The organism is Brevundimonas sp. GW822-FHT03E11 (genome assembly GCF_058801445.1).
Map to the genome: position 1 here is coordinate 45750 of NZ_JBXANG010000008.1, position 26110 is coordinate 71859.

The following is a 26110-nucleotide window of genomic DNA, read 5'->3' on the forward strand; positions in this document are numbered from 1 at the left end:
GGGGCGCTACCGCCCTTCGGGCTGCTTGAGCGCGACAGAGGGGCGCTACCGCCCTTCGGGCTGCTTGAGCGCGACAGAGGGGCGCTACCGCCCTTCGGGCTGCTTGAGCGCGACAGCCGGCCTTTCGACGAATCGATGGGCGTGCGCTTCAGCCCCTAATCTCCTCAGACCTCGCCGAGGGCCGACAGATAGAGGTCCAGGATGGCCTCCTCCTCCTGGCGCTTGGCCTTGTCCTGCTTCCTGATGCGGATGACCTTGCGCAGGACCTTGACGTCATAACCCTCGCCCTTGGCCTCGGCGAAGACCTCCTTCATGTCGGTCATGACGGCCTGTTTGTCCTCTTCGAGGCGCTCCAGCCGCTCGATGATGGTGCGCAGACGGCCCTGGGCCGTTGCGGTCAGGACGTCGGGATTGCCGTCGAACGAGGCGTCATCGGCCATGGGGAACACTCCAGAAATCAGGCGCGGACGCTAACCACGCCGTCCGGCGCGACTCAACCGCGAACACGAAAAAGGCCGCGGACAGAATCCGCAGCCTGTGGATCGTCAGGGCTTTTCCTGCCCTACCGCCCGTTGGGCGGCTTGGGCAGACCTGCGTGCGCGCGCCGCCGAGCAGCGCGCCTCGAACGCAGCTTAGCCTTGCTTGGCCTTGAAGCGCGGGTCGGTCTTGTTGATGACATAGACCCGGCCCTTGCGACGCACGACCTTGCAGTCGCGGTGACGGGTCTTCAGGGACTTGAGCGAGCTGCGGACCTTCATGGTCGGACGTCCTGAGAGAAGCCAATAAGAAAGCCGCTGATCCGGGCGGATCGCGGCGGAGGCGGTCGTATAGAGAGCGGTCCTTAGAAGGTCAAGCCGCTTGGGACCGAAAACCCGCTAAAGCAGCCCAAGGGGACGGTAGCGCCCCAAAACGCGCTCAAGCAGCGCGAAGCGCGATAGCGCAAAAAATATGGAGGCCTGACCTCCGAGTCGAACGGAGGGTATTCGGGTTTGCACGCCCGTTGCGTCGCCACTCCGCCATCAGGCCGTCGGAGAAGTCTGCGCCATTACGCCGCAGCGGGCGCCTCCGTCGATATAAATGAGGGTTAACGACGCTGATTGGGGAGTCCGTGGACGGACTTTTCTCCTCCCAGGCGGATCAGGGCCGGCGAAACCGCTTCGCGCGTATGTCATTTCCCCTATCCGTTCGGGGACTGTAGTCTGAATCTCATGCGCTTTTCCTATCGCCTTCTCCTCATCGGCTCCGTCGCGGCCTGCGCTCCCATGTTGCCGGAGCCGCCGGTGTCCCTGCCGACGCCGCAGCCTGATCCGGTTCCCGCCGCCGTGGTCCCGCCGCCGACGCCGCAGGCGCCGCCGCTCGCCGCCTATGACCAGGAAGGATTCGAGGGCTGGAAACAGGGTTTTCTGGCGCGCAAGGGCGGCGCCCGTCGCGCCGACTATGAGCGGGAACTGGCCGGTCTGACGCCGGACCCCAGCGTGGTGCGGCTGGACCGGAATCAGCCGGAATTCTCCAAACCCGCCGGCGCCTATATCCAGAACGCCGTGACTGCGGTGCGGATCGCCCAGGCCAAGCAGCGGATCGACCGGGTGCCCTGGGCGGTGGTCCAGCGTTTCGGCGTCCCCTCTGAAATCCTGGTCGGCGTCTGGGCCCAGGAAAGCGCCTTCGGCCAGGTCCAGGGCGATTATGACGTCATCCGCTCCCTGGCGACCCTGGCCTATGACGGGCGCCGCCGCGACTGGGCCGAGGCCCAGTTGAAGGACGCCCTGGACATCGTCGTCGACGGCCGCCGCGAACGGGCGGGCCTGAAGGGCAGCTGGGCCGGCGCCATGGGCCAGACCCAGTTCATGCCGGACAACTATCTGCGCCTGGGCGTGGATCAGGACGGCGACGGCAAGGTGGACATCTGGGGCGACGACGCCGACGCCCTGGCCTCGGCCGCCAATCTGCTGGCCCAGGCGGGCTGGAAGCGCGGCCAGACCTGGGGCTATGAGGTCGTCCTGCCCGCCGGCTTCGACTACGCCCTGGCGGAAGGGCCCAAACACGACTGGGCCTATTGGGCGGCCAAGGGCGTGCGCCTGGCCCAGGGCGGCACGCCGAACGGCGCCGAGGCGGTGGAGGATGCGACCATCCTCCTGCCGCAGGGGGCCAACGGCCCGGCCTTCCTGGCCCTGCCGAACCACTATGTGATCCGCAGCTACAACAACTCGGTCTCCTACGCCCTGGCGATCGGCCTGACGGCGGACGGGATCATGGGCAAGCCGGGCCTGACCAAGCCCTGGCCCAACGACGCCTCCCTGTCGCGCGACCAGCGGATCGGCGCCCAGGCGGCCCTGACGCGGCTGGGTTACGACACCCGCGGCGTAGACGGGGTGATCGGCGCCAACACCCGCGCGGCCCTGCGCCGCTGGCAGCTGGCCAACGGCCGCATCGCCGACGGCTATCTGACCGCCGCCCTGGCGGATGAGCTGATCCGCAAGGCGAACTGAGCGGTAACGCCCTGTCTCCTCCCCGCTTGGCGGGGAGGTGGCTCGGAGCGAAGCGGAGAGACGGAGGGGCTCTTCACCGCATCCCAGGCGTCAATGGGGCGTCAAGACCCCCTCCACCACGCTTCGCGCGGTCCCCTTCCCCCTCTGGGGGAGGAATGCGAATGGCGGAGACCAAAGTCCTCCCCCCTTGGGGGAGGTGTCGGCGAAGCCGACGGAGGGGGCCGGCCGCCTTAGGCCGCCTTGTCCCAGTTCAGCACCACCTTGCCCGACTGGCCCGACTTCATCGCCTCGAAGCCCTGGCGATAGTCGGCGTAGTCCAGCCGGTGGGTGATCAACGGGCTCAGGTCCAGGCCGGCCTTCAGCAGACCCAGCATCTTGCGCCAGGTGGTGAACATTTCGCGGCCATAGACGCCCTTGATCGTCAGGGCCTTCAGGATGATCGCGCCCCAGTCGGTCTCCATCGGCTTGCCCGGAATGCCCAGCATCGCCATGCCGCCGCCCATGATCAGGGTGTCGACGCACTGTTTGAAGGCGACGGGCGAGCCCGACATTTCCAGCGCCACGTCGAAGCCGACCTTCAGGCCCAGTTCCTTCATGACGTCGTGGATGTCTTCCTTGGTCGTGTTCACGGTGCGCACGCCCGGCGCCACCTTCTGCGCCAGCTCCAGCCGGAAGTCGTTGATGTCGGTCAGGACCACGGTGCGCGCCCCGGCGTGACGGGCCACGGCGGCGGCCATCATGCCGATGGGGCCGGCGCCGGTGACCAGGACGTCCTCGCCCAGCAGGTCGAACTGCTGGGCCGTGTGCACCGCATTGCCGAACGGATCCAGGATCGAGCCGATCTCATAGGGGACGTCGTCGGGCAGTTCGATGACGTTGAAGGCCGGCGCCACCACGAACTCGGCGAAGGCGCCCTGGCGGTTGACGCCGATGCCGCGCGTATGCGGGTCCAAGTGGAAGTGCCCGGCGCGGGCCGCTTCGGAGTTCAGGTCAATCACGTGTCCCTCAGCCGAGACGCGCTGGCCGATCTTCAGCGGGCGATCCACCTCCTTGCCGATGGCGACGATTTCGCCGGCGAACTCATGGCCGGTGATCATCGGGGTCGGGACGTTCTTCTGGGACCACTCGTCCCAGTTCCAGATATGGATGTCGGTGCCGCAGACGGCGGTGCGATGCACCCGGATCAGCACATCCTCCGGCCCCGCCTCGGGGATCGGGGCGTCGATCAGTTCCAGGCCCTCGACCGGTCCGGTCTTGGCCAGGGCTTTCATCGTTTCGGCCATTACGGCGTCTCCTAAAAAGTCTAAGATCGTCATCCTCGGGCTTGTCCCGAGGATCCATACTCCCGGTTTTAGCCGGTGCGCACCGTCCTCGACGGAGTCTATGGATCCTCGGGACAAGCCCGAGGATGACGGGAATAATGTGGCCTAGCGTGACGGAGCACAGGGTCAGATAACCCCCAGCTCCCGGCCCGCCTGCGTAAACGCCTCAACCGTCCGGTCGATCTGTTCGAACGTATGCGCCGCCGACATCTGGGTGCGGATCCGGGCCTGGCCCCGCGGCACCACCGGGAAGGAAAACCCGATCACATAGACGCCCAGCTCCAGCGCCCGCGCCGCGAAATCCTGCGCCAGTTTAGCGTCGCCCAGCATGACCGGGATAATTGGGTGTTCCCCGTCCAGCAGGGTGAAGCCCGCGTCCGCCATGGCGTTGCGATAGCGATGGGCGTTGGCGGACAGGCGGGTGCGAAGCACGTCGCCCTCAGCCCCTTGGGCGATACGGATGGCCTCCAGCGAAGACCCGCACACCGCCGGCGACAGGGCGTTGGAGAACAGATAGGGCCGCGCCCGCTGTTTCAGCAGGTCGACCACCGCCTTCTTGGCGCAGATGAAGCCGCCCATGGCGCCGCCCAGGGCCTTGCCGAAGGTGCCGGTGACGAAGTCCACCTCGACCCCGTGATAGGCGAAGGAGCCCTTGCCCTGCGGGCCCAGGAAGCCCGTCGCGTGACAGTCGTCGACCATGATCAGGGCGTCGTATTTGTCGGCTAAGGCGCGGATGTCCTTCAGGCGGGCGATATAGCCGTCCATCGAGAAGGCGCCGTCGGTGGCGATGATGATGTCGCGCGCGCCGGCCTCGCGGGCCTCCTTCAGCCGCGTCTCCAACTCGTCCATGTCGGAATTGGCGAAGCGATAGCGTTTGGCCTTGCACAGCCGCACCCCGTCGATGATCGAGGCGTGGTTCAGGCTGTCGGAGACGATGGCGTCGTTTTCGCCGAACAGGGGCTCGAATATCCCGCCGTTGGCGTCGAAGGCGGCGGCGAACAGAATGGCGTCCTCAAAGCCGAGATAGCCGGCGACAGCCGCCTCCAGCTCTTTATGAATTTCCAGGGTGCCGCAGATGAAGCGGACCGAGGCCGTGCCCGCCCCCCACTTCTGTTGCGCCGCGATCCCGGCCTGGGTCACCCGCTCGTCGCCCGCCAAGCCCAGATAGTTGTTGGCGCAGAAGTTCAGCACCTCGCGCCCGCCGACCTGAATCACCGGCCCCTGGCGAGAGGCGATCACACGTTCGGGCTTGGTCAGGCCCTGGGCGTCGATCTCGGTCAGTTCGCCGGCGATACGGTCGTAGAAGCTCTGGGTCATGGCCGCGACCTACGCCCATTTCGGCCGGGTTTCCAGACGTCTCGACGCGATGTCAGGTCGCGGCCTGGGGGTTTTCCTCGGCCCGGATCGGACTGACGCGGATCTTGCCGCCGCACGGCTGGAAGGCGAAGGGAAGGCTGACTGCCGCCGTGTCGCCGGGCGCGGTGACCCGGATCGTCGCCACATTGGGACAGGTCTTCTGCATCGTCTCGTCGGGGATGACGTTCCAGGCGGTTTCGAAATAGGCCCTGGCCTGGGGCGCCAGTTCGACCGGCGTCGGAGCCTGGCCCTGGCGGAAATAGCTGCCGGGGCTTTGGTCGGCGCGGATCGAGGTCAGGGCCCGCCCCTGCGCGTCCAACAGGGTCACCCCCGGATAGCCGGTCAGGCTGCACGCCTGGCGGCCGATGTTCTGGAGACTGAAGTTGCGCACCCGATTGCCCGCCCCGGCGTCGCCGTCCTCGGCCGCGAGCTTCAGCTGCGGTCCCTTACAGGGGGTGGAGGCCGGCAGCACCCCGCCGGGGGCCGGCGCGACCGCCGGTTCCGGCTGGGCCTCGGCCAAGGGAGACGGCGTCCCCGCCGGTCGGGCGCAGCGTTCCAGGACGGCCACGCCGACCTGGTCGTTCGGGCTGAGCCGGCTGAGGGTGGCCGTCTCCTGGCCGTCACGGGTGGCGGTCCACCATTCGACGCCGGAGCCGACATAGCGGGCCCCGCTGGCGGCCTGGGCGGACCGCAGATCATAGGTCCGGCCCTTATAGGCCAGCTGGGCGGTGGCGCTGTCGGCATAGCGGGCCTCGACCGTCGCGCCGCTTTCGCAGGCGTAGCCGACGCCCGGAACCGGCGGGGCGGGCACGGGCTGGGCCTCGACCGGGGCGACCGGCTGCTCCGGCTCGGCCTGCTGACAGGCGGAGACGCCCGTCAGGGCGGCGATGGCGAGCAGGGCGGTCAGGCGGCGCGTCATGATCAGGTCTCCTGTTCACGCCCTTAACGGTCAAGCTGGCGAAAAGCTCCAGCGATCCGTGATCGGTCTTCAGTGATCGCCTTTCGGCGTCTCCATCAGCTCGATCAGCACCCCGCCCATCTCTTTCGGATGCAGGAAGACGACCGGCGTCCCGTGCGCCCCGATGCGCGGCTCGCCCGTGCCCAGGAGGGTCACCCCCTTGGCCCGCATCTCGGCGACGGCGGCGTGGATGTCATCGACCTCGAAACAGACGTGATGCTGGCCGCCCTTGGGATTCTTGGCCAGGAAGCCGACGATGGGGCTGGTCTCGTCATAGGGTTCGATCAGCTCGATCTGAGCCGTGGGGGTGTCGATGAAACAGACCTTCACCCCCTGCGCCGGCAGGTCGAACGGCTCGCCGATCTTCGTCGCGCCCAGAATGTCGCGATACAGTTTGATCGAATCCGCGATGGACGGGGTCGCGACCCCGACATGGTTCAGGGCGCCGATCATGCGGTCTCCTTAGGCGCGGGCTGGGCGTAACCCAGGCGCTGGTTCAGCTTCTCGATCAGGTCCGCCGCCGTATCGGCGATGGCCGAACCGGGCGGATAGACGGCCGCCGCCCCCATATCGAGCAGGGGCTGCACGTCGGACGGCGGGATGACGCCGCCGACCACGATCATGATGTCGGGCCGTCCAAGCCGTTCCAGCTCGGCCTTCAGTTCCGGCACCAGGGTCAGATGCCCGGCGGCCAGCGAACTGGCGCCCACTGCGTGAACCCCCTTGTCCACCGCATCGCGCGCCGCCTCGGCCGGGGTCTGGAACAGGGCGCCGGCGGTGACGTCGAAGCCCAGGTCGCCGTAGCCGGTGGCGACCACCTTCTGGCCCCGATCGTGCCCGTCCTGACCAAGCTTGGCGATCAGGATGCGCGGCGGCCCGCCGTCGTTCTCGACGAAGGTCGCCACCATCTCGCGGGCGCGGGCGAAGCGGGCGTCCGTCCCTGCCTCCTTCGCATAGACGCCGGACACGGTCTGAACCGTCGCCACATGGCGGCCGAAGGCGGCCTCCAGCGCGTCGGAGATTTCCCCCACCGTCGCCTTGGCCCGAGCGGCCTGCACCGCCAGCTCCAGCAGGTTCGCCTTCCCGCGCGCACCGTTCGTCAGCGCCTCCAGCGCCGCATCGGTCGCCGCCGGGTCTCGCTCGGCCCGCAGCCGTTTCAGCTTGTCGATCTGGGCCGCCAGCACCGCCGCATTGTCGACCTTCAGCATCGGAATATCGTCGACGACGGGGTTCAGATATTTGTTCACCCCCACCACCGTCTGCTGGCCGGTGTCGATCCGCGCCTGGGTCCTGGCGGCGGATTCCTCGATCCTCAGCTTGGGAATCCCGGCTTCGATCGCCTTGGCCATGCCGCCCAGGGCCTCGACCTCGGCCATGTGCGCCCGCGCCCGTTCGGCCAGTTCGTGGGTCAGCCGCTCGACATAATAGCTGCCGCCCCAGGGGTCGATGACGCGGGTCAGGCCGGTCTCCTGCTGCAGCAGGATCTGGGTGTTACGCGCGATCCGGGCCGAGAAGTCGGTCGGAAGCGCCAGGGCCTCGTCCAGCGCATTGGTGTGCAGGCTCTGCGTCTGCCCGCCCGCCGCCGCCATGGCCTCGACCATGGTGCGGCTGACATTGTTGAACACGTCCTGTGCCGCCAGCGACCAGCCCGAGGTCTGGCAGTGGGCGCGCAGGGACAGGGACTTCGGATCGACCCCGCCCTCTTTCCGCACCGCCTCGGCCCACAGCAGGCGGCCCGCTCGCATCTTGGCCACCTCCATGAAGTAGTTCATGCCGATGGCCCAGAAGAAGCTCAGCCGCGGCGCGAAGCGGTCGATCGGCATCCCCGCCGCGACGCCCGCCCGCAGATATTCGATCCCGTCCGCCAGGGTGTAGGCCAGCTCTATATCGGCCGAGGCCCCCGCCTCCTGCATGTGATAGCCGGAGATGGAGATGCTGTTGAACTTCGGCGTCTCCTGCGCCGTCCAGGCGAAGATGTCGGCGATGATCCGCATCGAGGGCTCGGGCGGATAGATGTAGGTGTTGCGGACCATGAACTCCTTCAGAATATCGTTCTGAATGGTCCCGGTCAGGGCCGCGTGCGGCACCCCCTGTTCTTCCGCCGCGACGACATACAGCGCCAGGATCGGCAGCACCGCCCCGTTCATCGTCATCGACACCGACATCTGGTCCAACGGAATCCCGTCGAACAGGGTCCGCATGTCATAGATGCTGTCGATGGCCACGCCGGCCATGCCGACGTCGCCCTTTACCCTGGGATGGTCGCTGTCATAGCCCCGGTGCGTCGCCAGATCGAAGGCGATGCTCAACCCCTTCTGACCCGCCGCCAGATTGCGGCGATAGAAGGCGTTCGACTCCTCGGCGGTCGAGAAACCGGCGTACTGGCGGATGGTCCAGGGATTGCCCGCATACATGGTCGGATAGGGCCCGCGCACGAAGGGCGCGAACCCCGGCAGACCGTCCTGGTGCGCCAGCCCCTCCAGCGCCTCGGCGCCGTAGGCGGTCTCGACCGTCAGCCCCTCGGGCGTCGCCCACGGCTCGCGCGCCGGCCCCTGCCCGGTCGGCATCAGGTTCAGGGCGATCCTGCTGAAATCGGGGAAGCTCATCCGATCACCTCCTCGAAGGCCGCCGCGAAGCGGATCGGGCTCAGGGCTTCGCACACCCGCTCCACCGCCGCCCCCGCCTCATCGACCGCCTCGACCGGCGCCGGCCGCACCTCGGGGTCCACATATTTGGTCACGCCGATGATCTGGGCCGCGCCGTTCTTCAGCGCCGCCTCACGCTGGGCGCGGGCGCGGGCGATGCGCGGCTGGATCACCGAGCCCTTCAGGGCCTCGACCAGGCCGCCCTCGGCCTCGATCATCTGAAACTCGGCCCAGCCGGCCTCGGCCAGATCCCGCGTCCGGGCGTCCAGATACCAGGAACCCGCCGCCGGATCGTCGACCCGGCCCAGATTGGCCTCCTCCATCAGCACCAGCTGGGTGTTGCGCGCCTGTCGCCGGGCGAAGGCGTCGGACCGGCCCGCCGCGCGGGTGAAGCCATCCAGCACCACCACGTCCGCGCCCCCCACGGCGCCCGCAAACCCCGCCGCCGTCAGCCGCAGCAGATTGGGCCAGGGATCGCGCGCCGACAGCATCCGCCGCGACGACCGCGCCTCGATCACCGCCGGCGCCTCGACCCCGAAGGCTCGCGTCAGGCCGGCCCAGATCAGCCGCATGGCCCGGACCTTAGCCAGGCTGTCGAAATATTCCGCATCGACCGACAGGCCGACCACCATCCCCTTCAGGGCCGCCTCGACCGACATCCCCGCGTCCACAGCCGCCTTCGCATGGGCCACGACGCTTGAGGCCGCAAAGGCCAGTTCCTGCGCCGCCGACCCGCCCGCCTCGTGTGCAACCCGGCCGCTGGCCAGGAAAAAGGTCGCCTCGGGATAGGCCCCCGCATGACGCGCCGCCGTATTGGCCGCCAGGCTCAGATGCTCCTCCACCGACCGCGGCGCCCCGCCCACCTCGGCGAAGGCCGAGATCACGTCCATGTGGAACCTCAGCTTGGCGCGCGGCGAACCCTTGGCGACGACCGCCAGGGCGTTGGCCGCATCCGGCCCGTCGATCCCGGCGTCCAGCGCGACCGGCGCCAGCTCCAGCGCCACGCTCTCCAGCGCCCGGCCCAGCGGCGCGGAATCCGCGAGCACCCGCCCCTTCAGCACCACCGAGGCGGCCCCGTTCTCCAGATCAGTCAGCACGGCCTCATTGACCGCCTCGGGATCATCCCCCTCGACCAGGGTCCGCAGATCCCACGCCCGGCCTTCGGAATCGGACGGACGCGGGGCGAAGATCGGCTGGACCCCGGTCGCCCCGGCGTAGAGGGGCCGCGTCGCCAGATGGTCCGCATCGAGGTGCATCAGCGACTCGATCGGCCGATCCTTGAGCGCCTTCTGGGCGGCTTCGCGCCATTCGAGGGGGGTGGGGATGGGGAAGCTCATGCGGCCGCCCACCCTTCTACTTTCGTCATTCCGGGCGAAGCGCAGCGGAGACCCGGAACCCAGCGGCGCCGAAGGCGAAATGGTTCAGCCGCACGATGTTTGAAGACCGAATCCGCGACAGGTTCGCGCTCACGCGCGCCGCTGGGTCCCCCGGTCTGCGCCGCGAAGACGCGGCTTGCCGGAGGATGACGAAAGAAGAGAACGGCAACCATCACCCGAACTCCACCAGCACGTCATCCGCCGCCACCGGATCCCCGTCCTTCGCCCCCACCGCCTTCACCACCCCGTCGCGTTCGGCCTTCAGGATGTTCTGCATCTTCATCGCCTCGATGATGGCCACCGTCTCGCCGGTCTTGACCGCCTGGCCCACCACCACCGGGATCGACACCACCAGCCCCGGCATGGGCGACAGCACCAGTTTCGACGTATCCGCGACCGCCTTCTCCGGCAGGCGCGCATACAGTTCGGCGATCTGGGGCCGCAGCACCCGCACCCGCGCCTTCGCGGCCCGGTGGCGGATGTCGAAGCCGTCGGCCACGCGTCGAACCTCGGCGGTGAAGGCCCCGCCGTCCAGCTCGGCCTTGAACTGGGCCAGGCCGGGCCGCCAGTCGATCTCCGACAGGCGGACGTCGCCCCCGCCGGTCAGGGTCAGGATCATCGCTTCGTCCGCATCATAGGACAGGCCCACCCCGTGCGGCGTCTTGTCGATCATCACGATCCAGTCGGTGCGGTCGGACGGATCGCCCTCCTGCTCAGCGAGGATCTCGTGCATGGCCATGGCGGCGGCGATCAGGATTCGCTCCTGGTGCTGCGTCGGCTTCAGGCCGTGGAAACCGTCCGGGAACTCGTCCTTGATATAGCTGGTCGACAGCCGGCCCGACTTGAACCGCTCTTGGTCCATCACCGCCGCCAGGAAGGGCACATTATGCCCCAGGCCCGACAGATGGGTGTCCTCCAGCGCCCGGGCCATGCCCGCGACTGCGGCCTCGCGCGTCTCGCCCCAGGCGCACAGTTTGGCGATCATCGGGTCGTAGAACATGCTGATCTCGTCGCCCTCGCGGACGCCGGAATCGTTTCGGACCACATAGCCGTCCTGCTCGCCCTCCTCCGGCTGCTCGTATCGGACCAGCCGACCGATGGAGGGCAGGAAGCCGCGATAGGGATCCTCGGCGTAGATCCGGCTCTCGATGGCCCAGCCGTCGATCTTGAGGTCCTTCTGCTCGAAGGCCAGTTTTTCACCCCAGGCCGAACGGATCATCTGTTCGACCAGATCGACCCCGGTGATCAGCTCCGTCACCGGATGTTCGACCTGAAGACGGGTGTTCATCTCCAGGAAATAAAACGACTTGTCCTGCCCCGCCACGAACTCGACCGTCCCGGCCGAGTCATAGTTGACCGCCTGGGCCAGGGCGACGGCCTGCGCCCCCATGGCGGCGCGGGTGGCCTCGTCCAGCAGGGGCGACGGCGCCTCCTCGATGACCTTCTGGTTGCGGCGCTGGATCGAACATTCGCGCTCGAACAGATGGACCACATGGCCGTGCTTGTCGCCCAGCACCTGGATCTCGATGTGGCGCGGATCGATGATGAACTTCTCAAGGAAGACCCGGTCGTCGCCGAAGGCGTTCAGCGCCTCGGCCTTCACCGCCGCGAACCCCTCGGCCATGTCGGCGTCCGAATGGGCCACGCGGATGCCCTTGCCGCCGCCGCCGGCGCTGGCCTTGATCATGATCGGATAGCCGATCTGGTTGGCGATCCTGACCGCCTCTTCCGGCGTCTCGATCAGCCCCATGTGCCCCGGCACGGTCGAGACCCCCGCCTCGGCCGCCAGTTTCTTGGAGCTGATCTTGTCGCCCATGGCCTCAATGGCCTCGGGGTTCGGGCCGATGAAGGCGATGCCCTCTTCCCTCAGCCGCCGCGCGAACCCGGCGTTCTCGCTCAGGAAGCCAAAGCCCGGATGCACGGCTTCCGCCCCCGTCTGGCGCACCGCCTCGACGATCTTGTCGGCCAGCAGATAGGACTGCGCCGCCGGCGCCGGCCCGATCAGCACCGCCTCGTCAGCCATCTCGACCGCCAACGACCCGGCGTCGGCCTCCGAATAGACCTGCACGGTTTTGATGCCCATGCGGCGGCAGGTCTTGATGATCCGAACCGCGATCTCGCCTCGGTTGGCGATGAGGATTTTGGAGAACATGGTTCAGTCCTTCATAATCGTCATCCTAGGCCTTGCGCCTAGGATCCAGAGACTCCGTCGAGGCCGGTGGGCCACGGTCGATACCGGGAGTCTGGATCCTCGGGACAAGCCCGAGGATGACGTGTGGTGGGGGGGTGCGATGGTGACGGCGGACAGTCTGATCGGCTGCTACATGATGGCCAACAGGATGCACGGCGTCGTCTATGTCGGCGTCAGCAGCCAACTGGTCACGCGTGTCGGTCAGCATCGCGCGGGCGTCATCGACGGCTTCACGAAGCGGTACGGCCTGAAACGCCTTGTCTGGTACGAGTTCCATGACACCATCGTCGGTGCGATCCGGCGGGAGAAAACGCTGAAACACTGGCCCCGCGACTGGAAGGCCAATCTGATCGAACGCACCAACCCGCACTGGGACGACCTGTTCGACGGCTTGGTGCGGACGACCGGCGCCGAGCCTGACCCGGACGCCTATCGAAACTGGATTCCGCCGGAAGAGTGAACCACCCCTCCCAAAGCCGTCATCCTCGGGCTTGTCCCGAGGATCCAGACTCCCGGTCTTCAGCGGGGCGCGCCAGCCGGTGACGCGACGCGGTTGAGACCGGCGGTCCACGCTCGACACCGGGAGTCTGGATCCTCGGGACAAGCCCGAGGATGACGCACTTTCGGGAAGCATCAAAACCACCCTCACAGCGGAATATTATCGTGCTTCTTCCAGGGGTTCTCCTGGACCTTGTTCTTCAGCGTCCGCAGCGCCTTCACCAGCCGCCGCCGCGTCCCGTGCGGCATGATGACGTCGTCGATATAGCCCAGCCCCGCCGCCACGAACGGGTTGGCGAACCGGTCCTTGTACTCGGCCTCGCGCGCGGCCAGGGCGGCCGGATCGCCGGCCTCCTTGCGGAAGATGATCTCGACCGCGCCCTTGGCGCCCATGACCGCGATCTCGGCGGTGGGCCAGGCGTAGTTGACGTCGCCGCGCAGGTGTTTCGAACTCATCACGTCATAGGCGCCGCCATAGGCCTTGCGCGTGATCAGGGTCAGTTTCGGAACCGTCGCCTCGGCATAGGCGAACAGCAGCTTGGCCCCGTGTTTGATCAGGGCGCCGTACTCCTGCTTGGTCCCCGGCATGAAGCCCGGCACGTCCACGAAGGTGACGATCGCAATGCCGAAGGCGTCGCAGAAGCGCACGAACCGCGCGGCCTTGCGGCTTGAATCGATGTCCAGCACCCCGGCCAGCACCTGGGGCTGGTTGGCGACGATCCCGACCGTCTGGCCGTCCAGCCGGCCGAAGCCGCAGATGATGTTCTTGGCGAAGTCGGCCCCGATCTCGAAGAAGTCGGCCTCGTCGACCACCTTCAGGATCAGCTCCTTCATGTCATAGGGCTGGTTCGGGTTGGCCGGGATCAGGGTGTCCAGCGACGGCTCGTCCCGCTCGGGCTCGTCATAGCTCTCGCGCACCGGCGGCTTTTCGCGGTTCGACAGGGGCAGGAAGCCGATCAGGCGGCGCACCTCCGACAGGGCCTCCAGGTCGTTCTCGAACGCCCCGTCCGCCACGCCCGACTTGCCGGCATGCACCCGCGCCCCGCCCAAGTCCTCGTGGCTGACGACCTCGTTGGTGACCGTCTTCACCACGTCGGGGCCGGTCACGTACATATAGCTCGTGTCCTTCACCATGAAGATGAAGTCGGTGATGGCCGGCGAATAGACGTCGCCCCCCGCGCACGGCCCCATGATCACGCTGATCTGGGGAATGACGCCGCTGGCCAGGGTGTTTTGCAGGAAGATGTCGGCGTATCCGGCCAGGCTCTCCACCCCCTCCTGGATCCGCGCCCCGCCCGCGTCGAACAGGCCGATGATCGGCGCGCCGGTGGTCAGGGCCATCTTCTGCAGCTTGACGATCTTGGCCGCATGGGCGCCCGACAGGCTGCCGCCGAACACCGTGAAATCCTTGGAGAAGACATAGACCAGCCGCCCGCCGATGGTGCCGCGCCCCGTCACCACCCCGTCGCCGGGGATGCGCTGCGTCTCCATCCCGAAGTCGTGGCTGCGGTGCTCGACGAACATGTCGGTCTCCTCGAAGGAGCCCTCGTCCAGCAGAACGTCGATGCGTTCGCGCGCCGTCAGCTTGCCCTTGGCGTGCTGGGCGGCGATACGCTTTTCCCCGCCGCCCAGTTTCGCGGCGGCGCGACGGCGCTCCAGTTCTTCAAGGATGGCTTGAGTCATGATCGGTTTCGGCCTCTCGTTCGAACGGCAAGGCGTGGCGCCTTCATCACAAAATGGCAAACGCAACTTTGCAAAAGATGCGGAACTGCGCGGACTTGCAAAGGCGGCGGCTGTGAACTGCAAACTTGCGAATGGCTGAGAAGCTTTTTCTGGGACCCAAGCTGCGCAAGCTGCGCGAGGCGCGCGGCTGGACGCTGGAGGCCTGCGCCGAACGTCTGGGCCTGTCGCCCTCCTATCTGTCGCAGATCGAGACCAATCAGCGCCCGGCCACCGCCCGCGTCCTGATCGCCCTGACCCGCGCCTTCCACATCGACGCCAGCCTGTTCGATCTCGAGGGCGACGCCCGCCTGATCGCCGACCTGCGCGAGGCCACCACCGACATCGCCGGTCCGGTCAGCGGCGGGGCCGAGCCCCCGACCGCGGCCGAGCTGAAACAGGCCGTCGCCAACACCCCGCGCCTGGCCCATCAGTTCCTGGCCCTGCACCAGGCCTTCCGCCAGCTGGACGAGCGGGTGAAGGCGCTGGACGACACCCTGGGCCGCGACGAACTGGGCGCCCGCGTCGCCCTGCTGCCCTATGAGGAGGTCCGCGACTTCTTCCACTACCGCGACAACTACGTCGACAGCCTGGACACGGCGGCCGAGGCCCTGGCGGCCGACATCCCCCAGGACGGCCCGATCGAACGGGCGCTGGAGACCCTGCTGGCCGACCGGCACGGCGTCCGCACCGTCTATGTCGCGGGGCAGGAGGCCCTGCGCCGCTATGATCCCGCCGGCCGAATCCTGACCCTCGACGCCTGGCAGCCCGGCGCCACCCGGTCGTTCCAGCTGGCCCACCAGCTGGCCCTGCTGTCCTTCCGCGACCTGATCGAGACCGAGCTGGACCAGGCCGCCTTCCGCACCCAGGTCGCGCGCGACGTGGCCCGCGTCGGCCTGGCCAACTACGCCGCCGGCGCCCTGCTGCTGCCCTACCGCGCCTTCCTCGAGGCGGCGCGGGCGGAGAAGCACGACATCGACCGCCTGCGCACCCGGTTCCAGGTCAGTTTCGAACAGGTCTGCCACCGGCTCTCGACCCTGCAACGGCCCGGCTGGCGCGGCGTGCCCTTCTATTTCGCCCGCGTCGACATGGCCGGCAACATCACCAAACGGCACAGCGCCACCCGCTTCCAGTTCGCCCGCTTCGGCGGCGCCTGCCCCCTGTGGAACGTCCACGAGGCCTTCGCCACGCCCGACCGAATCGGGGTGCAGCTGGCCGAAATGCCCGACGGCTCGCGCTACATCTCCATCGCCCGCTCCGTGTCCAAGCCCAGCGGCTCATACCTCGCCAACGACCGCCGCTACGCCCTGTCCCTGGGCTGCGAGATCGAGCACGCCGGGTCGCTGGTCTACGCCGCCGGTCTGGACCTGAACGGCCCCGCCGCCCGGATCGGCGTCAGTTGCCGCATCTGCGAGCGCACTGACTGCACCCAGCGCGCCTTCCCGCCCCTCGACCGCGCCCTTCACGTCCCCGAGAACGAGCGCGGCGTGGTGCCCTATGTGCTGGATGGCCCCCGCCCGGAACGCTATTGATCGGGGCATGACCTCACACGCACCCATCGGCGTCGCCGTCGTCGGCTACGGCCTGGCGGGCCAGACCTTCCACGCCCCCCTGATCGAGGCGACCCCGGGCCTGCACCTGACCGCCGTCGTCTCGTCGCGCCCTGAAGCGGTCCACGCCGACCTGCCTGGCGTCGCGGTCCTGCCGGATCTGGACGACGCCCTGGCCCGCGACGACATCGGGCTGATCGTCGTCGCCACCCCCGACGCCCTGCACGCCGAACAGTCGATCGCCGCGCTTCAGGCCGGCAAGTCCGTGGTGGTGGACAAGCCCTTCGCCGTCACCCTGTCCGACGCGCAAGCCGTCGCCGCCGTCGCGGCTTCGTCGCCCGGCGTCTTCAGCGTCTTCCAGAACCGCCGCTGGGACGCCGACTTCCTGACCCTGCGCCGGCTGATCGACCAGGGCGAACTGGGCGATGTCGCCGCGTTCGAAAGCCACTACGACCGCTTCCGCCCGACCGTCACCGACCGCTGGAAGGACAGACGCGACGGCGGCGTCTGGGCCGACCTGGGCCCACACCTGATCGACCAGGCGGTGCAACTGTTCGGCCCGCCCGTGGGCGTCTACGCCGACCTCCAGGCCCAGCGCGTCGGCGCGACCGCCATCGACTACGCCCACGTCCTGCTGCGCTACGACCGGCTGCGGGTCATCCTGAACATGAGCCACCTCGCCGCAGAGGCCAGCCTCCGCTACGTCGTCCACGGCACGGGCGGCAGCTTCATCAAACACGGCCTCGACGCCCAGGAGAGCCAGTCCAAGGCGGGCCTGCGTCCCGGCGACGACGACTGGGGCCTAGACCCGTCGCCCGGCGTACTGACCAGGCAGATCGACGGCAAAGCCGTCCGCACCACGCCCGCGCCCGAACGCGGCGACCACCCCGCCTTCTACGCCGCAGTCCGCGACGCCGTCCGCGGCGCGGCGCCCGCGCCCGTTCCCGCCGACCAGGCGCTGATCGTCATGCGCGTCCTGGACGCCGGCCTGCGCAGCGCCGCAGAGCGGCGGGAAATCCCCCTGTGAAGACGGTCTGAAAGCCGGTTTGAACCGAACGCGGCAATGGAGTCCGCAACCATGGCGGAACTGTCACGCTATAGGTCCATGCTTAAGACCAAGATGAATCCGCGCGTCTTCTGGGGCGCAAGCCTGATCGTCGGCCTGCTGCTGGCCCTGGCCGTCGCCGCCCCCGGCGAGTCCGACCGTCTGTTCCAGGCCGCTCAAGGCTGGGTGATCGACACCTTCGGCTGGTTCTACATCGCCGCCGTCGCCGGATTTCTGCTGCTGATCCTGTTCCTCGCCCTGGGGCCGACCGGGGCCCTAAAGCTGGGGCCGGACGATTCGGAGCCGGACTTCCCCTATGTCTCCTGGCTCGCCATGCTGTTCGCCGCCGGCATGGGCATCGGCCTGATGTATTTCGCCGTCGCCGAGCCGATCCAGCATTACGCCAGCCCGCCCGAGGCCCAGCCCCGCACCTTCGAGGCGGCGCGAGAGGCGATGGTGATCACCTTCACCCATTGGGGCGTCCACGCCTGGGCCGCCTATGCGCTGGTCGGGCTCAGCCTGGCCTATTTCGCCCATCGCAAGGGCCTGCCGCTGACCCTTCGCTCGGGCCTGTCGCCCCTGTTGGGCCGGAGGATCAACGGACCGATCGGCGACGCCGTCGACGTCTTCGCCATCTGCGGCACCCTGTTCGGCATCGCCACCTCCCTGGGTCTGGGGGTGTCGCAGATCAACAGCGGGCTGAACGATCTGACGGGCCTGCCCAATACGCCCTGGGTGCAGGTGGGGCTGATCGCCTTGGTCATGGCGGGCGCCACCGCCTCGGTGCTTACCGGACTGGACAAGGGGGTCCGGCGGCTGTCGGAGCTGAACCTGGTGCTGGCGGTGCTGCTGATGCTGTTCGTCCTGGTCGTCGGGCCGACCGGCTTCCTCCTGAAGGCCCTGGTCCAGAACTTCGGCCTCTATCTGGACCATTTCTTCATCCGCACCTTCAACCTCTACGCCTATGAGCCCCGCGGCTGGATGGCGAACTGGACTCTGTTCTACTGGGCCTGGTGGATCGCCTGGTCGCCCTTCGTGGGCATGTTCATCGCCCGCATCTCACGCGGCCGCACGGTGCGGGAGTTCGTCATCGGCGTGCTGCTGGTTCCCACCGGCTTCACCTTTCTGTGGATGACGATCTTCGGCAATACGGCGGTCAATCTCGATATGGGGGTCGCGGCGGGGGCCATCGCCGATGCGGTGACGGCGGACCTGTCCACCGCCATATTCCGCTTCTTCGAGGAACTGCCGGGCGCCGCCGTCACCTCGACCCTGGCGGTGCTGCTGGTGGCGGTCTTCTTCGTCACCTCGGCGGATTCCGGCTCATTGGTGATCGACACCATCGCGTCGGGCGGGGCCGACGATACGCCGCGTTGGCAAAGGGTCTATTGGTGTTCGCTGGAGGGGCTGGCCGCCGCCCTGCTGCTGTTGGCCGGGGGCCTGGGCGCGCTTCAGGCGGCGACCCTGGTGGCCGCCCTGCCCTTCGCCGTCATCATGATCCTGCTGGCCGCCGGACTGGTGCGGCAGATGAACGCCGACCTGGCCGGACGCGCGGTCGAGACCGAAGGCCCGCCCCTGTCCGAACAGCTCAAACGCATTCTGTCGCCCGCGAACCGGCGCGATATCGACCGCCAGCTGGACCAGGCCGGAGCCCCGGCCCTGGAGACGGTTCGCGCGGCCCTGTCCGCCGAAGGACTGGAGGCTGAGGTGGCGCGCGAGGCGACCGGCCTGGTCCTGACCGCGACCGGTCAGAACGGGCCGACGTTCCATTATCGCCTCGCGGCGCGTGAACGTCCGCGCCCCGCCATGACCGCGCTGGATGCGCCCGAGAAACGCCGCGCGATGGAATGGCGGCTGTCCGCCTATTCCGACGCCGCCGGGCGGGCGCGCGATCTGACGGGGTTCACCCGGGAACAGATCGTCGCCGACGTGCTTGAACATCTGCGCCTTTGGCGCATGGGGTGACGTCGGCGAGACGACTTGCCGACGGCGCCGCCAAGGGTCGGAGCCGCCATGCTGAGCAATGTTCACGCCTTCATCCAGCCCTTCGCCGTCCTGCTGGAGCTGGCCGGAGCCGGGATCATCGTCGGCGGCGTCGTGCTGGCGACCATGCTTTTCGCCCTGCACGGCGCGCGCGACCGGAACTGGCGTCAGGCCTATACGACCTATCGCGCCAACCTCGGCCGCGGAATTCTGCTGGGGCTTGAGCTGCTGGTCGGCGCCGACATCATCAGCACCATTACGGCCCCGCTGACGCTCCAGACGGTGGGCTTGCTGGGTCTGGTGGTGCTGATCCGGACATTCCTCAGCTTCTCCCTGGAGACGGAGATCGAGGGTTGCTGGCCCTGGCGTCGGGCCGCCCGGTCCGACGATCGGCGCGCGGACGAACGCTGAAAGCCGAGATCAGGCGGATTTCGGCAGGGCGGTCAAGGAGCCGTCCGTCTCCAGAAAGACAGCCTCAAGCTGATCGAGGCGCTCGACTCCGGCGGCGCGGGCGGTCGCCTCGATCTCGCCTTGGGTGACCCTCTGCCGGCGCATCGCCTCCGGAAGCGGTCGGCCGCCCCGCAGCAGAAGCGTGGGCTCGGCCTTCACCAGCGCATCAACCGGCTTGAAGCGGACGGAGGCGGCGGTGACCACCAGCTGCATCAGGACCAGGAGCAGGAGCGCCGTCAGCCCCTCGACGAGCGCCAGAGTTTTGGTGGTGATGATGGAGGCCAGGGTGGAACCGATGGCGATTGTGACGATCAGGTCGAAGGCGTTCAGCTTGGACAGGGTCCGCTTGCCCGACAGCCTCAAGATCAGCACCAGGGCGGCGTAGGCGGCCGGAGCGATGATCAGGATGCGAACGACGCCCGACCAGCCGTCGAACAGGGCTTGGGGGAAGGGATTGGAGTCCATGTGGACCCCAACGGACGGCCTTTTGCAGAGTTGCGTCAAATCGCCCTAGGGTGCGTAACCGGTCGCAGTCCAAAGACGAGTCCCTGGACATGCCTATCCATCTGTCGCCCTTCGACGCCGCGGCGATCCTGATCGTGCTCAGCGCCGTGCTGGGCTGGGTCAATCATCGCTATTTCCGGCTGCCGGGTACGGTCGCCATGACGTTGATGGGCGCCGTGGCCTCTCTCTGCGTGATCGCTGCGGACGCCGTGTTTCAGGGCAGCGACATCTCCGCCCAGGTCAGCCGCTTCCTGGACGACATCGATTTCCACGACACCCTGATGAACGGCATGCTGTCCTTCCTGCTGTTCGCCGGCGCCCTGCACGTCGATATCGAACATCTCAGGCGGGGACGGTGGCAGATCGCGATCCTAAGCACGATCGGCGTGGCGGCCTCCACCCTGATCGTCGGCTTCGGCTTGAAAGCCCTGACCGGCCTGGTCGGCATGGAGGCGCCGCTGATCTGGTGTTTCGTCTTCGGCGCCTTGATCAGCCCCACCGACCCCGTCGCCGTCATGGGCGTGCTGAAGACCGCCAGAGTTCCGCCGACCCTTCAGGCCACCATAGCGGGAGAGAGTCTGTTCAACGACGGGGTGGGGGTCGTGGTCTTCTCCATTCTTCTGGCGAGCGCCGTCGGTGGAGAGGCCTTCTCAATCCCGCACGCCGGCGAGATGTTTGTGGTCGAGGCCTTGGGCGGCGCTCTTCTGGGCGCCGTGATCGGCTGGATCGCCTATCGGGCCATGAAGATGATCGACGACTATTCCGTCGAGGTGATGATCACCCTGGCGACGGTGATGGGTGGCTACGCCCTCGCCACGGCTCTTCACATCAGCGGCCCCGTCGCCATGGCCGTTGCGGGGCTGATCGTCGGCAATCCGGGCGTCAGCTACGCCATGAGCGACACCACCAAGGACTATGTGCTGAAGTTCTGGGCCCTGATCGACGAGGTCCTGAACGCGGTCCTCTTCCTGCTGATCGGACTCGAAGCGGTCGTCTTGGCCGACAGCATCGGCCTGCTCGGCCTGGGACTGTTGACGATTCCCCTGGTGCTCGCCGCCCGAGCGGTTTCGGTGGGGGCGCCCCTGTTGTTCTGGCGCAGGCTTCTGCCGCTTCCGCTGGCCTTCCCCGTCATGACCTGGGGCGGTCTGAGGGGCGGCATATCCATCGCCCTGGCCCTGTCCCTGCCGGAAGGACCGATGAAGGACGTCATCCTCGCCGCCACCTATATGGTCGTCCTGTTCTCGGTCCTCGCCCAGGGGGCGACGATCGGGGGGCTGGTGCGTCGCAGCGTCAGACGCGCCTCGGCGGCCGTCGCCGACTGACCGAGGCGCGCCTCAGCTGAACTATTCATCAACCGGCTGGTGGGTGAAGCCCTTGACCCCGCTCAGGGGTTTGGCGTCACGGCCGATTTCGACCTCGCTCTCGGCATAGGCGATCAGCAGGCGCGTCAGATCCGCCAGGGCGGTTTCGTGGATCCGCTCATAGCCGTGGCTGGCGTCCACGCCGAAGGTGATCAAGGCGGTGCGGATGTCCGCCCCGGATTCCAGCGCAGAGGCCGAGTCCGAGCGGTAGTAGCGGAAGACGTCTTTCTGATGCGCGATGTCGTGGTCGCGCGCCAGTTGGACCAGTTTGCGCGACAGGTGCCAGTCGAACGGCCCCGTCTGGTCGGCCATGGCGATGGTGACGCCGAACTCCGACGAGTTCTGGCCCGGCGCCGTCGTGCCGTTGTCGACCGTGACCATGGCCGCCACGTCCGGGATCAGCACGGACGAGGCGCCCAGCCCCACCTCCTCGGCGATGGTGAACAGCCACCAGGTGTCGACCGTGGGGGTGCGCTCTTCACGGATCATGCACTCCAGAGCGGCCAAAAGGACCGCGACCCCCGCCTTGTCGTCCAGATGGCGCGAGACGATAAAGCCGGTGTCGGTGAACTCGGGCTGGGGGTCGATGGCGACGATGTCGCCGACGTCGATCCCGAGAGCCAGGGTGTCGTCGCGCCCGTGGGTCACGGCGTCGATGCGCAGCTCGACCTGACGCCAGCTGACCGGCTGGGTGTCCACCTCCTCATTGAAGGTGTGGCCCGAGGCCTTCAGCGGCAGGATGGTGCCGCGCCAGGCGCCGCCCTCCGAAAAGACTGTGGCCCGCGCGCCCTCCGCGAAGCGCGACGACCAGTGGCCGATGGCCACCAGCTCCAGCCGGCCGTTGTCCTTCACCTGTTTGACCTGGGCGCCCAGGGTGTCGACGTGGGCAACGACCGCGCGGGCGGGTTTGGAGGCCCGGCCCGGCAGGCGGGCCCGGATGGCGCCGCGTCGGGTCAGTTCATAGTCCAGCCCCAGCCGCTGCAGCTCTCGGCACACCTGCCACACGGCCTCGTCGGTATAGCCGGTGGGGCTGGGCGTGTTCAGCAGGTCGGCGAGGCGGGACTTCAGATAGTCGAGGTCGATCGCTGGACGGGCCAAGGGGCCTCCTTCAGACGTCGGCGCGAACCACGGCGCGCGCCGAGGTCGGGGCGGACAGGGGGAACAACAGGTCGATGAAACGCTCGGCCGTCGGCTGGGGTTCGTGATTGGCCAGGCCGGGGCGTTCGTTGGCCTCGATGAAGGCGTAGTCGGGCTCGCGTGGCGACTTCACCATCAGGTCTATGCCGGTGACCGGGATGTCGATGGCGCGGGCGGCGGCGACGGCGGCGCGGATCAGGGTCGGGTGCACCTCCTCCGTCACATCGTGAATGGTGCCGCCCAGGTGCAGATTGGCCGCCTTGCGCACCAGAACCTCGACGCCCTCGGGCGCGACGTCGTCCAGGCCATAGCCGGCCTCGCCCAGGGTGCGTTCGGTCTCTTCGTCAATGGGTATGGTCGATTCTCCGCCGGTCGCAGCGGCGCGGCGGCGGCTCTGATGCTCGATCAGGGCCCGAAGCGGGGTGCGCCCGTCGCCGATGACGCGGGGCGGGCGACGCAGGGCGCAAGCCACGACCTTGTAGTCGATCACCACCAGACGCAGATCCTCCCCCTGGACCTGTTCCTCGATCAGCACTTCGGAACAGATGCGGCGCGCGCGGACCAGGGCCGACTGGACGGCCTTCATGGTCGTCAGACCCACGGCGACGCCCTGCCCCTGTTCGCCCCGCGCCGGCTTGACCACCAGGGCGCCGAACCGCTCCAGGGCCGCGTCGATGGCGGAGGGATCGTCCGGATCGACCCGCTCGGGCACGCGCACCCCGGCCGCCTCGACGATGCGTCGCGTCATCCGCTTGTCGTCGCAGATGCTGAGCGCCACGGCCGAGGTCAGCTCCGACAGGCTCTCGCGGCACCGCACCGACCGGCCGCCCCAGTTCAGCCGGAACAGTCCGCCCTCGGCGTCGATGATCTCGGTATGGATGCCGCGCCGCCGCGCCTCGTTGACGATGATCCGGGCATAGGGGTTCAGGTCGTGATCGTCGGTCGGGCCGACGAACAGGGCCTCGTTGATCGGGTTCTTGCGCTTGACCCCGAAGAAGGAGACGCGGCGAAACCCCAGCTTCTCGTACAGGGCGATGGCCTGGTCGTTGTCGTGCATGACCGACAGGTCCATGTAGGCCAGGCCCTGGGTCTTGAAATGCTCGGCCAGCCGCCGGACCAGGGCCTCGCCGACGCCCGGCTGGGTCGCCTGGGGATCGACCGCCAGACACCATAGCGAAGATCCGCATTCGGGATCGTCGAAGGCGCGCGCGTGATTGACCCCCGTCACCGTGCCGATGACGGCGCCCGTCGTCGCATCTTCGGCGACGAAATAGGTGATCGTCCGGTCGTCGCGATGGGACCAGAAGAAGTCGGGCGGGACCGGCACCATCTTGCGCTTGGCGTAGATGTCGTTGACCGCCTGGGCGTCCGCCTCCGACGTCAGGCGGCGCACGGTGAAGCCTCTCGGCTGGCGACGGCCCGCGCGATAGGTGGCCAGCTCCAGCCGATAGGTGTGCGACGGGTCCAGGAACAGCTCCTGCGGCGCCTGGGCCAGCAGGACATGCGGATTGCGGACGTAGAAGGCGATGTCGCGCCGGTCCGGCCCCTCGGCGCGCAGGGCCTCGACCAGGGGCTCGGCCGTCTCGAAGGTCTGGGCGAACAGCAGCCGGCCCCAGCCGCAGTCCAGCACGGCGTCCGGCCTCGGTCCGTCGCCGGACTGCACGGGCGGCTTCAGCCCCTCGTGGCGCAGCCGCTTCAGCCGGTGCGCCTTGGACCGTTCAGGTCGAACGTCAGACGCCATGCTGTTGCATCCACATCTCGAGCACGGCGACCTGCCACAGTTCCGACCCGCGCAGCGGCGTGATGTGCTGGGTCGGATCGGCGAACAGGGTGTCCAGATACCCCCTGTCGAACAGGCCGCGGTCGCGCGCCGCCTGATTGGTCAGGGCCTCGCGCACCATCTCCAGATACGGACCCTGGATGTATTTCAGCGCGGGGACGGGGAAATAGCCCTTCTTGCGGTCGATCACATCGGACGGGATCACCAGGCGCGCCGCCTCCTTCAGCACCCCCTTGCCCCCCTGAGCCAGCTTGTGCTCCGGCGGAATCCGGCCGGCCAGTTCGACCAGCTCGTGGTCGAGGAAGGGCACCCGCGCCTCCAGCCCCCAGGCCATGGTCATGTTGTCGACCCGCTTCACCGGATCGTCGACCAGCATCACCTGGCTGTCCAGGCGCAGGGCCTGGTCGACCGGCGTATCGGCGCCCGGTTGGGCGAAATGGGCCTCGACCAGGGCGCGGCTGACGTCGGTGTCGGCCATATAGGCGCCGTTCAACTGGGTCTTCAGCGTCGCATGGCTGCGGTCGAAAAAGGCCTTGGCGTAGGTCTCGACCGGGTCGGTCGCCTCCAGCATCGGCGGGTACCAATGATAGCCGGCGAAGACCTCGTCCGCCCCCTGGCCCGACTGCACCACCTTGATGTGTTTCGAGACTTCCTGGCTCAGCAGATAGAAGCCGACGTTGTCGTAACTGACCATCGGCTCCGACATGGCCCCGATGGTCCCCGGCAGGGCCTCCATCAGCCGCTGGTGCGGCACGAAGATCTGGTGGTGTTTGGTCCCATAGTGTTTGGCGATCAGGTCGGAATAGACGAACTCGTCGCCCTTCTCGCCATTGGCCTCTTCGAAGCCGACGGAGAAGGTCATCAGATCCTTCTGGCCCAGCTCGGCCAGCAGGCCGACGATCAGGCTGGAATCCACCCCGCCCGACAGCAGCACGCCCACCGGCACGTCCGCGACCATGCGGCGCTTCACCGCCTCGCGCAGACTGTCCAGCACCCGGTCGCGCCAGTCTTCGGCCGTCAGTCCGGCGTCCTCGGCGTGGCGGGTCATGTCCGGCCGCCAGTACAGCCGGTCCTTCGCCGTCCCGTCCGCCTCGATCACCCGAACGGTCGCCGGGGGAAACTTCTTCACGCCTTTCAGTATGGTGTGCGGCGGCGGAACGACCGCATGGAAGGTCATGTAGTGGTGCAGGCCGACCGGATCGATGGTCTTGTCCACATCCCCCGCCGCCAGCAGGGCCGGCAGGCTGGAGGCGAACCTCAGCCGCTTGCCGCTCTCGGCCAGATACAGCGGTTTGATGCCGAACCGGTCGCGGGCGATCACGGTGCGGCCCGTGTCCCGCTCATGCAGGACGAAGGCGAACATGCCCTTGAACCGTTCGACGCAGGCCTCGCCCCAGGCCTTCCAGGCCTTGATGATCACCTCGGTGTCGCCGTGCGAGAAGAAGCGAAAGCCCAGCCCCTGCAGCTCTTCGCGCAGCTCCGGATAGTTGTAGATGCAGCCGTTGAAGGCCAGGGTCACGCCCAGGTCGGCGTCCACCATCGGCTGCTGCGCCGCCTCCGACAGGTCGATGATCTTCAGCCGGCGATGCCCCAGCCCCACCGGGCCGCGCATCACTATGCCGGACCCATCCGGTCCCCGAGGCGAGAGCGCATCCGTCATGCGTTGCACGGCGCCGGCGTCGGCCGGCCGTCCGTCGAAATTGATCTCGCCGCTAAGACCGCACATGGGGCCTCCTTGAATTGTGGATG

General features: G+C 67.9%; 22 protein-coding genes and 1 tRNA gene. 8 read left to right on the top strand and 15 right to left on the bottom strand.

Annotated elements, in window-relative coordinates; all coding sequences use genetic code 11:
• Positions 1 to 164: 164 nt before the first annotated feature.
• From gapR to AC1RKE_RS12895, 3 genes are all read right to left on the bottom strand, one after another.
• Positions 165 to 440 carry a nucleoid-associated protein GapR gene (gapR, locus tag AC1RKE_RS12885; protein WP_054765057.1) on the bottom strand — a complete coding sequence of 92 codons (276 nt, stop codon included), beginning with the start codon at positions 438 to 440 and terminating at the stop codon, positions 165 to 167.
• A gap of 192 nt (positions 441 to 632) precedes the next feature.
• Complete coding sequence (gene ykgO / locus AC1RKE_RS12890; protein WP_031448545.1) at positions 633 to 758, bottom strand: type B 50S ribosomal protein L36; 126 nt, start codon at positions 756 to 758, stop codon at positions 633 to 635.
• Between the two features lie 191 nt (positions 759 to 949).
• Positions 950 to 1026: transfer RNA gene (locus AC1RKE_RS12895), tRNA-OTHER, on the bottom strand.
• Positions 1027 to 1208: 182 nt separating this feature from the next.
• Between AC1RKE_RS12895 and AC1RKE_RS12900 the strand changes: the two genes are divergently transcribed.
• Positions 1209 to 2486: a lytic murein transglycosylase gene (locus AC1RKE_RS12900; protein ID WP_348683496.1), complete on the top strand. Its 1278-nt coding sequence runs from the start codon at positions 1209 to 1211 to the stop codon at positions 2484 to 2486.
• A gap of 230 nt (positions 2487 to 2716) precedes the next feature.
• Here the strand turns inward: AC1RKE_RS12900 and tdh are convergent, their stop codons facing one another.
• The 7 genes from tdh to AC1RKE_RS12935 form a co-directional block, all read right to left on the bottom strand.
• Entirely contained in the window at positions 2717 to 3769 is a 1053-nt protein-coding gene (tdh, locus tag AC1RKE_RS12905; RefSeq protein WP_182714706.1) for an L-threonine 3-dehydrogenase, read from the bottom strand.
• Between the two features lie 165 nt (positions 3770 to 3934).
• Positions 3935 to 5125 (bottom strand): glycine C-acetyltransferase, encoded by a 1191-nt coding sequence (locus tag AC1RKE_RS12910; protein ID WP_182714707.1) that lies wholly within the window; start codon positions 5123 to 5125, stop codon positions 3935 to 3937.
• A 52-nt stretch (positions 5126 to 5177) separates the two neighbouring features.
• Positions 5178 to 6083, bottom strand: coding sequence for a DUF4232 domain-containing protein (locus AC1RKE_RS12915; protein ID WP_395942058.1), 906 nt, complete (start codon positions 6081 to 6083; stop codon positions 5178 to 5180).
• A 69-nt stretch (positions 6084 to 6152) separates the two neighbouring features.
• Positions 6153 to 6575, bottom strand: a complete 423-nt coding sequence (gene mce / locus AC1RKE_RS12920) for a methylmalonyl-CoA epimerase (RefSeq protein WP_336970665.1) — start codon at positions 6573 to 6575, stop codon at positions 6153 to 6155.
• On the bottom strand, positions 6572 to 8728 hold the full coding sequence (scpA, locus tag AC1RKE_RS12925) for a methylmalonyl-CoA mutase (protein WP_348684471.1): 2157 nt from the start codon (positions 8726 to 8728) through the stop codon (positions 6572 to 6574). Before scpA ends, mce begins: the two co-directional genes overlap by 4 nt.
• Positions 8725 to 10104, bottom strand: a complete 1380-nt coding sequence (locus AC1RKE_RS12930; protein ID WP_395942059.1) for a methylmalonyl-CoA mutase family protein — start codon at positions 10102 to 10104, stop codon at positions 8725 to 8727. The genes scpA and AC1RKE_RS12930 overlap by 4 nt, the downstream gene beginning before the upstream one ends.
• 211 nt (positions 10105 to 10315) lie before the next feature.
• On the bottom strand, positions 10316 to 12295 hold the full coding sequence (locus AC1RKE_RS12935) for an acetyl-CoA carboxylase biotin carboxylase subunit (RefSeq protein WP_348684469.1): 1980 nt from the start codon (positions 12293 to 12295) through the stop codon (positions 10316 to 10318).
• A gap of 121 nt (positions 12296 to 12416) precedes the next feature.
• On the opposite strand from AC1RKE_RS12935, the gene AC1RKE_RS12940 reads away from it, so the two are divergent.
• Complete coding sequence (locus AC1RKE_RS12940; protein ID WP_348684468.1) at positions 12417 to 12794, top strand: GIY-YIG nuclease family protein; 378 nt, start codon at positions 12417 to 12419, stop codon at positions 12792 to 12794.
• A gap of 185 nt (positions 12795 to 12979) precedes the next feature.
• Here the strand turns inward: AC1RKE_RS12940 and AC1RKE_RS12945 are convergent, their stop codons facing one another.
• Positions 12980 to 14515 (bottom strand): acyl-CoA carboxylase subunit beta, encoded by a 1536-nt coding sequence (locus AC1RKE_RS12945; protein WP_348685298.1) that lies wholly within the window; start codon positions 14513 to 14515, stop codon positions 12980 to 12982.
• On the opposite strand from AC1RKE_RS12945, the gene AC1RKE_RS12950 reads away from it, so the two are divergent.
• The 5 genes from AC1RKE_RS12950 to AC1RKE_RS12970 are packed head-to-tail and all read left to right on the top strand — an operon-like array spanning position 14514 to position 19540.
• Positions 14514 to 14654, top strand: coding sequence for a hypothetical protein (locus tag AC1RKE_RS12950; protein WP_152949744.1), 141 nt, complete (start codon positions 14514 to 14516; stop codon positions 14652 to 14654). The genes AC1RKE_RS12945 and AC1RKE_RS12950 overlap by 2 nt on opposite strands.
• On the top strand, positions 14647 to 16083 hold the full coding sequence (locus AC1RKE_RS12955; RefSeq protein ID WP_395942418.1) for a helix-turn-helix domain-containing protein: 1437 nt from the start codon (positions 14647 to 14649) through the stop codon (positions 16081 to 16083). The genes AC1RKE_RS12950 and AC1RKE_RS12955 overlap by 8 nt, the downstream gene beginning before the upstream one ends.
• 7 nt (positions 16084 to 16090) lie before the next feature.
• Positions 16091 to 17128 carry an oxidoreductase gene (locus AC1RKE_RS12960; protein ID WP_348684154.1) on the top strand — a complete coding sequence of 346 codons (1038 nt, stop codon included), beginning with the start codon at positions 16091 to 16093 and terminating at the stop codon, positions 17126 to 17128.
• 51 nt (positions 17129 to 17179) lie between these two features.
• On the top strand, positions 17180 to 19111 hold the full coding sequence (locus AC1RKE_RS12965) for a BCCT family transporter (RefSeq protein ID WP_395942122.1): 1932 nt from the start codon (positions 17180 to 17182) through the stop codon (positions 19109 to 19111).
• Between the two features lie 48 nt (positions 19112 to 19159).
• On the top strand, positions 19160 to 19540 hold the full coding sequence (locus tag AC1RKE_RS12970; RefSeq protein ID WP_348684150.1) for a DUF1622 domain-containing protein: 381 nt from the start codon (positions 19160 to 19162) through the stop codon (positions 19538 to 19540).
• 9 nt (positions 19541 to 19549) lie between these two features.
• On the opposite strand, the gene AC1RKE_RS12975 is transcribed toward AC1RKE_RS12970, so the two are convergent.
• The gene (locus tag AC1RKE_RS12975; RefSeq protein ID WP_348684149.1) at positions 19550 to 20044 is read right to left on the bottom strand and encodes a DUF421 domain-containing protein; all 495 of its coding nucleotides are present in this window, start codon (positions 20042 to 20044) and stop codon (positions 19550 to 19552) included.
• 89 nt (positions 20045 to 20133) lie between these two features.
• Here AC1RKE_RS12975 and AC1RKE_RS12980 point away from each other — a divergent pair, with 89 nt between their 5' ends.
• Positions 20134 to 21405, top strand: coding sequence for a cation:proton antiporter (locus AC1RKE_RS12980; protein WP_348684148.1), 1272 nt, complete (start codon positions 20134 to 20136; stop codon positions 21403 to 21405).
• 21 nt (positions 21406 to 21426) lie between these two features.
• Here AC1RKE_RS12980 and AC1RKE_RS12985 read toward each other — a convergent pair whose 3' ends face one another.
• From AC1RKE_RS12985 to AC1RKE_RS12995, 3 genes are read right to left on the bottom strand one after another with little or no spacing between them, the layout of a single operon-like run.
• Positions 21427 to 22542, bottom strand: coding sequence for an osmoprotectant NAGGN system M42 family peptidase (locus AC1RKE_RS12985; RefSeq protein ID WP_054765045.1), 1116 nt, complete (start codon positions 22540 to 22542; stop codon positions 21427 to 21429).
• Positions 22543 to 22552: 10 nt separating this feature from the next.
• The gene (gene ngg / locus AC1RKE_RS12990) at positions 22553 to 24322 is read right to left on the bottom strand and encodes an N-acetylglutaminylglutamine synthetase (protein ID WP_287104224.1); all 1770 of its coding nucleotides are present in this window, start codon (positions 24320 to 24322) and stop codon (positions 22553 to 22555) included.
• Positions 24312 to 26087, bottom strand: a complete 1776-nt coding sequence (locus AC1RKE_RS12995; protein ID WP_395942121.1) for an N-acetylglutaminylglutamine amidotransferase — start codon at positions 26085 to 26087, stop codon at positions 24312 to 24314. The genes ngg and AC1RKE_RS12995 overlap by 11 nt, the downstream gene beginning before the upstream one ends.
• Positions 26088 to 26110: the final 23 nt, after the last annotated feature.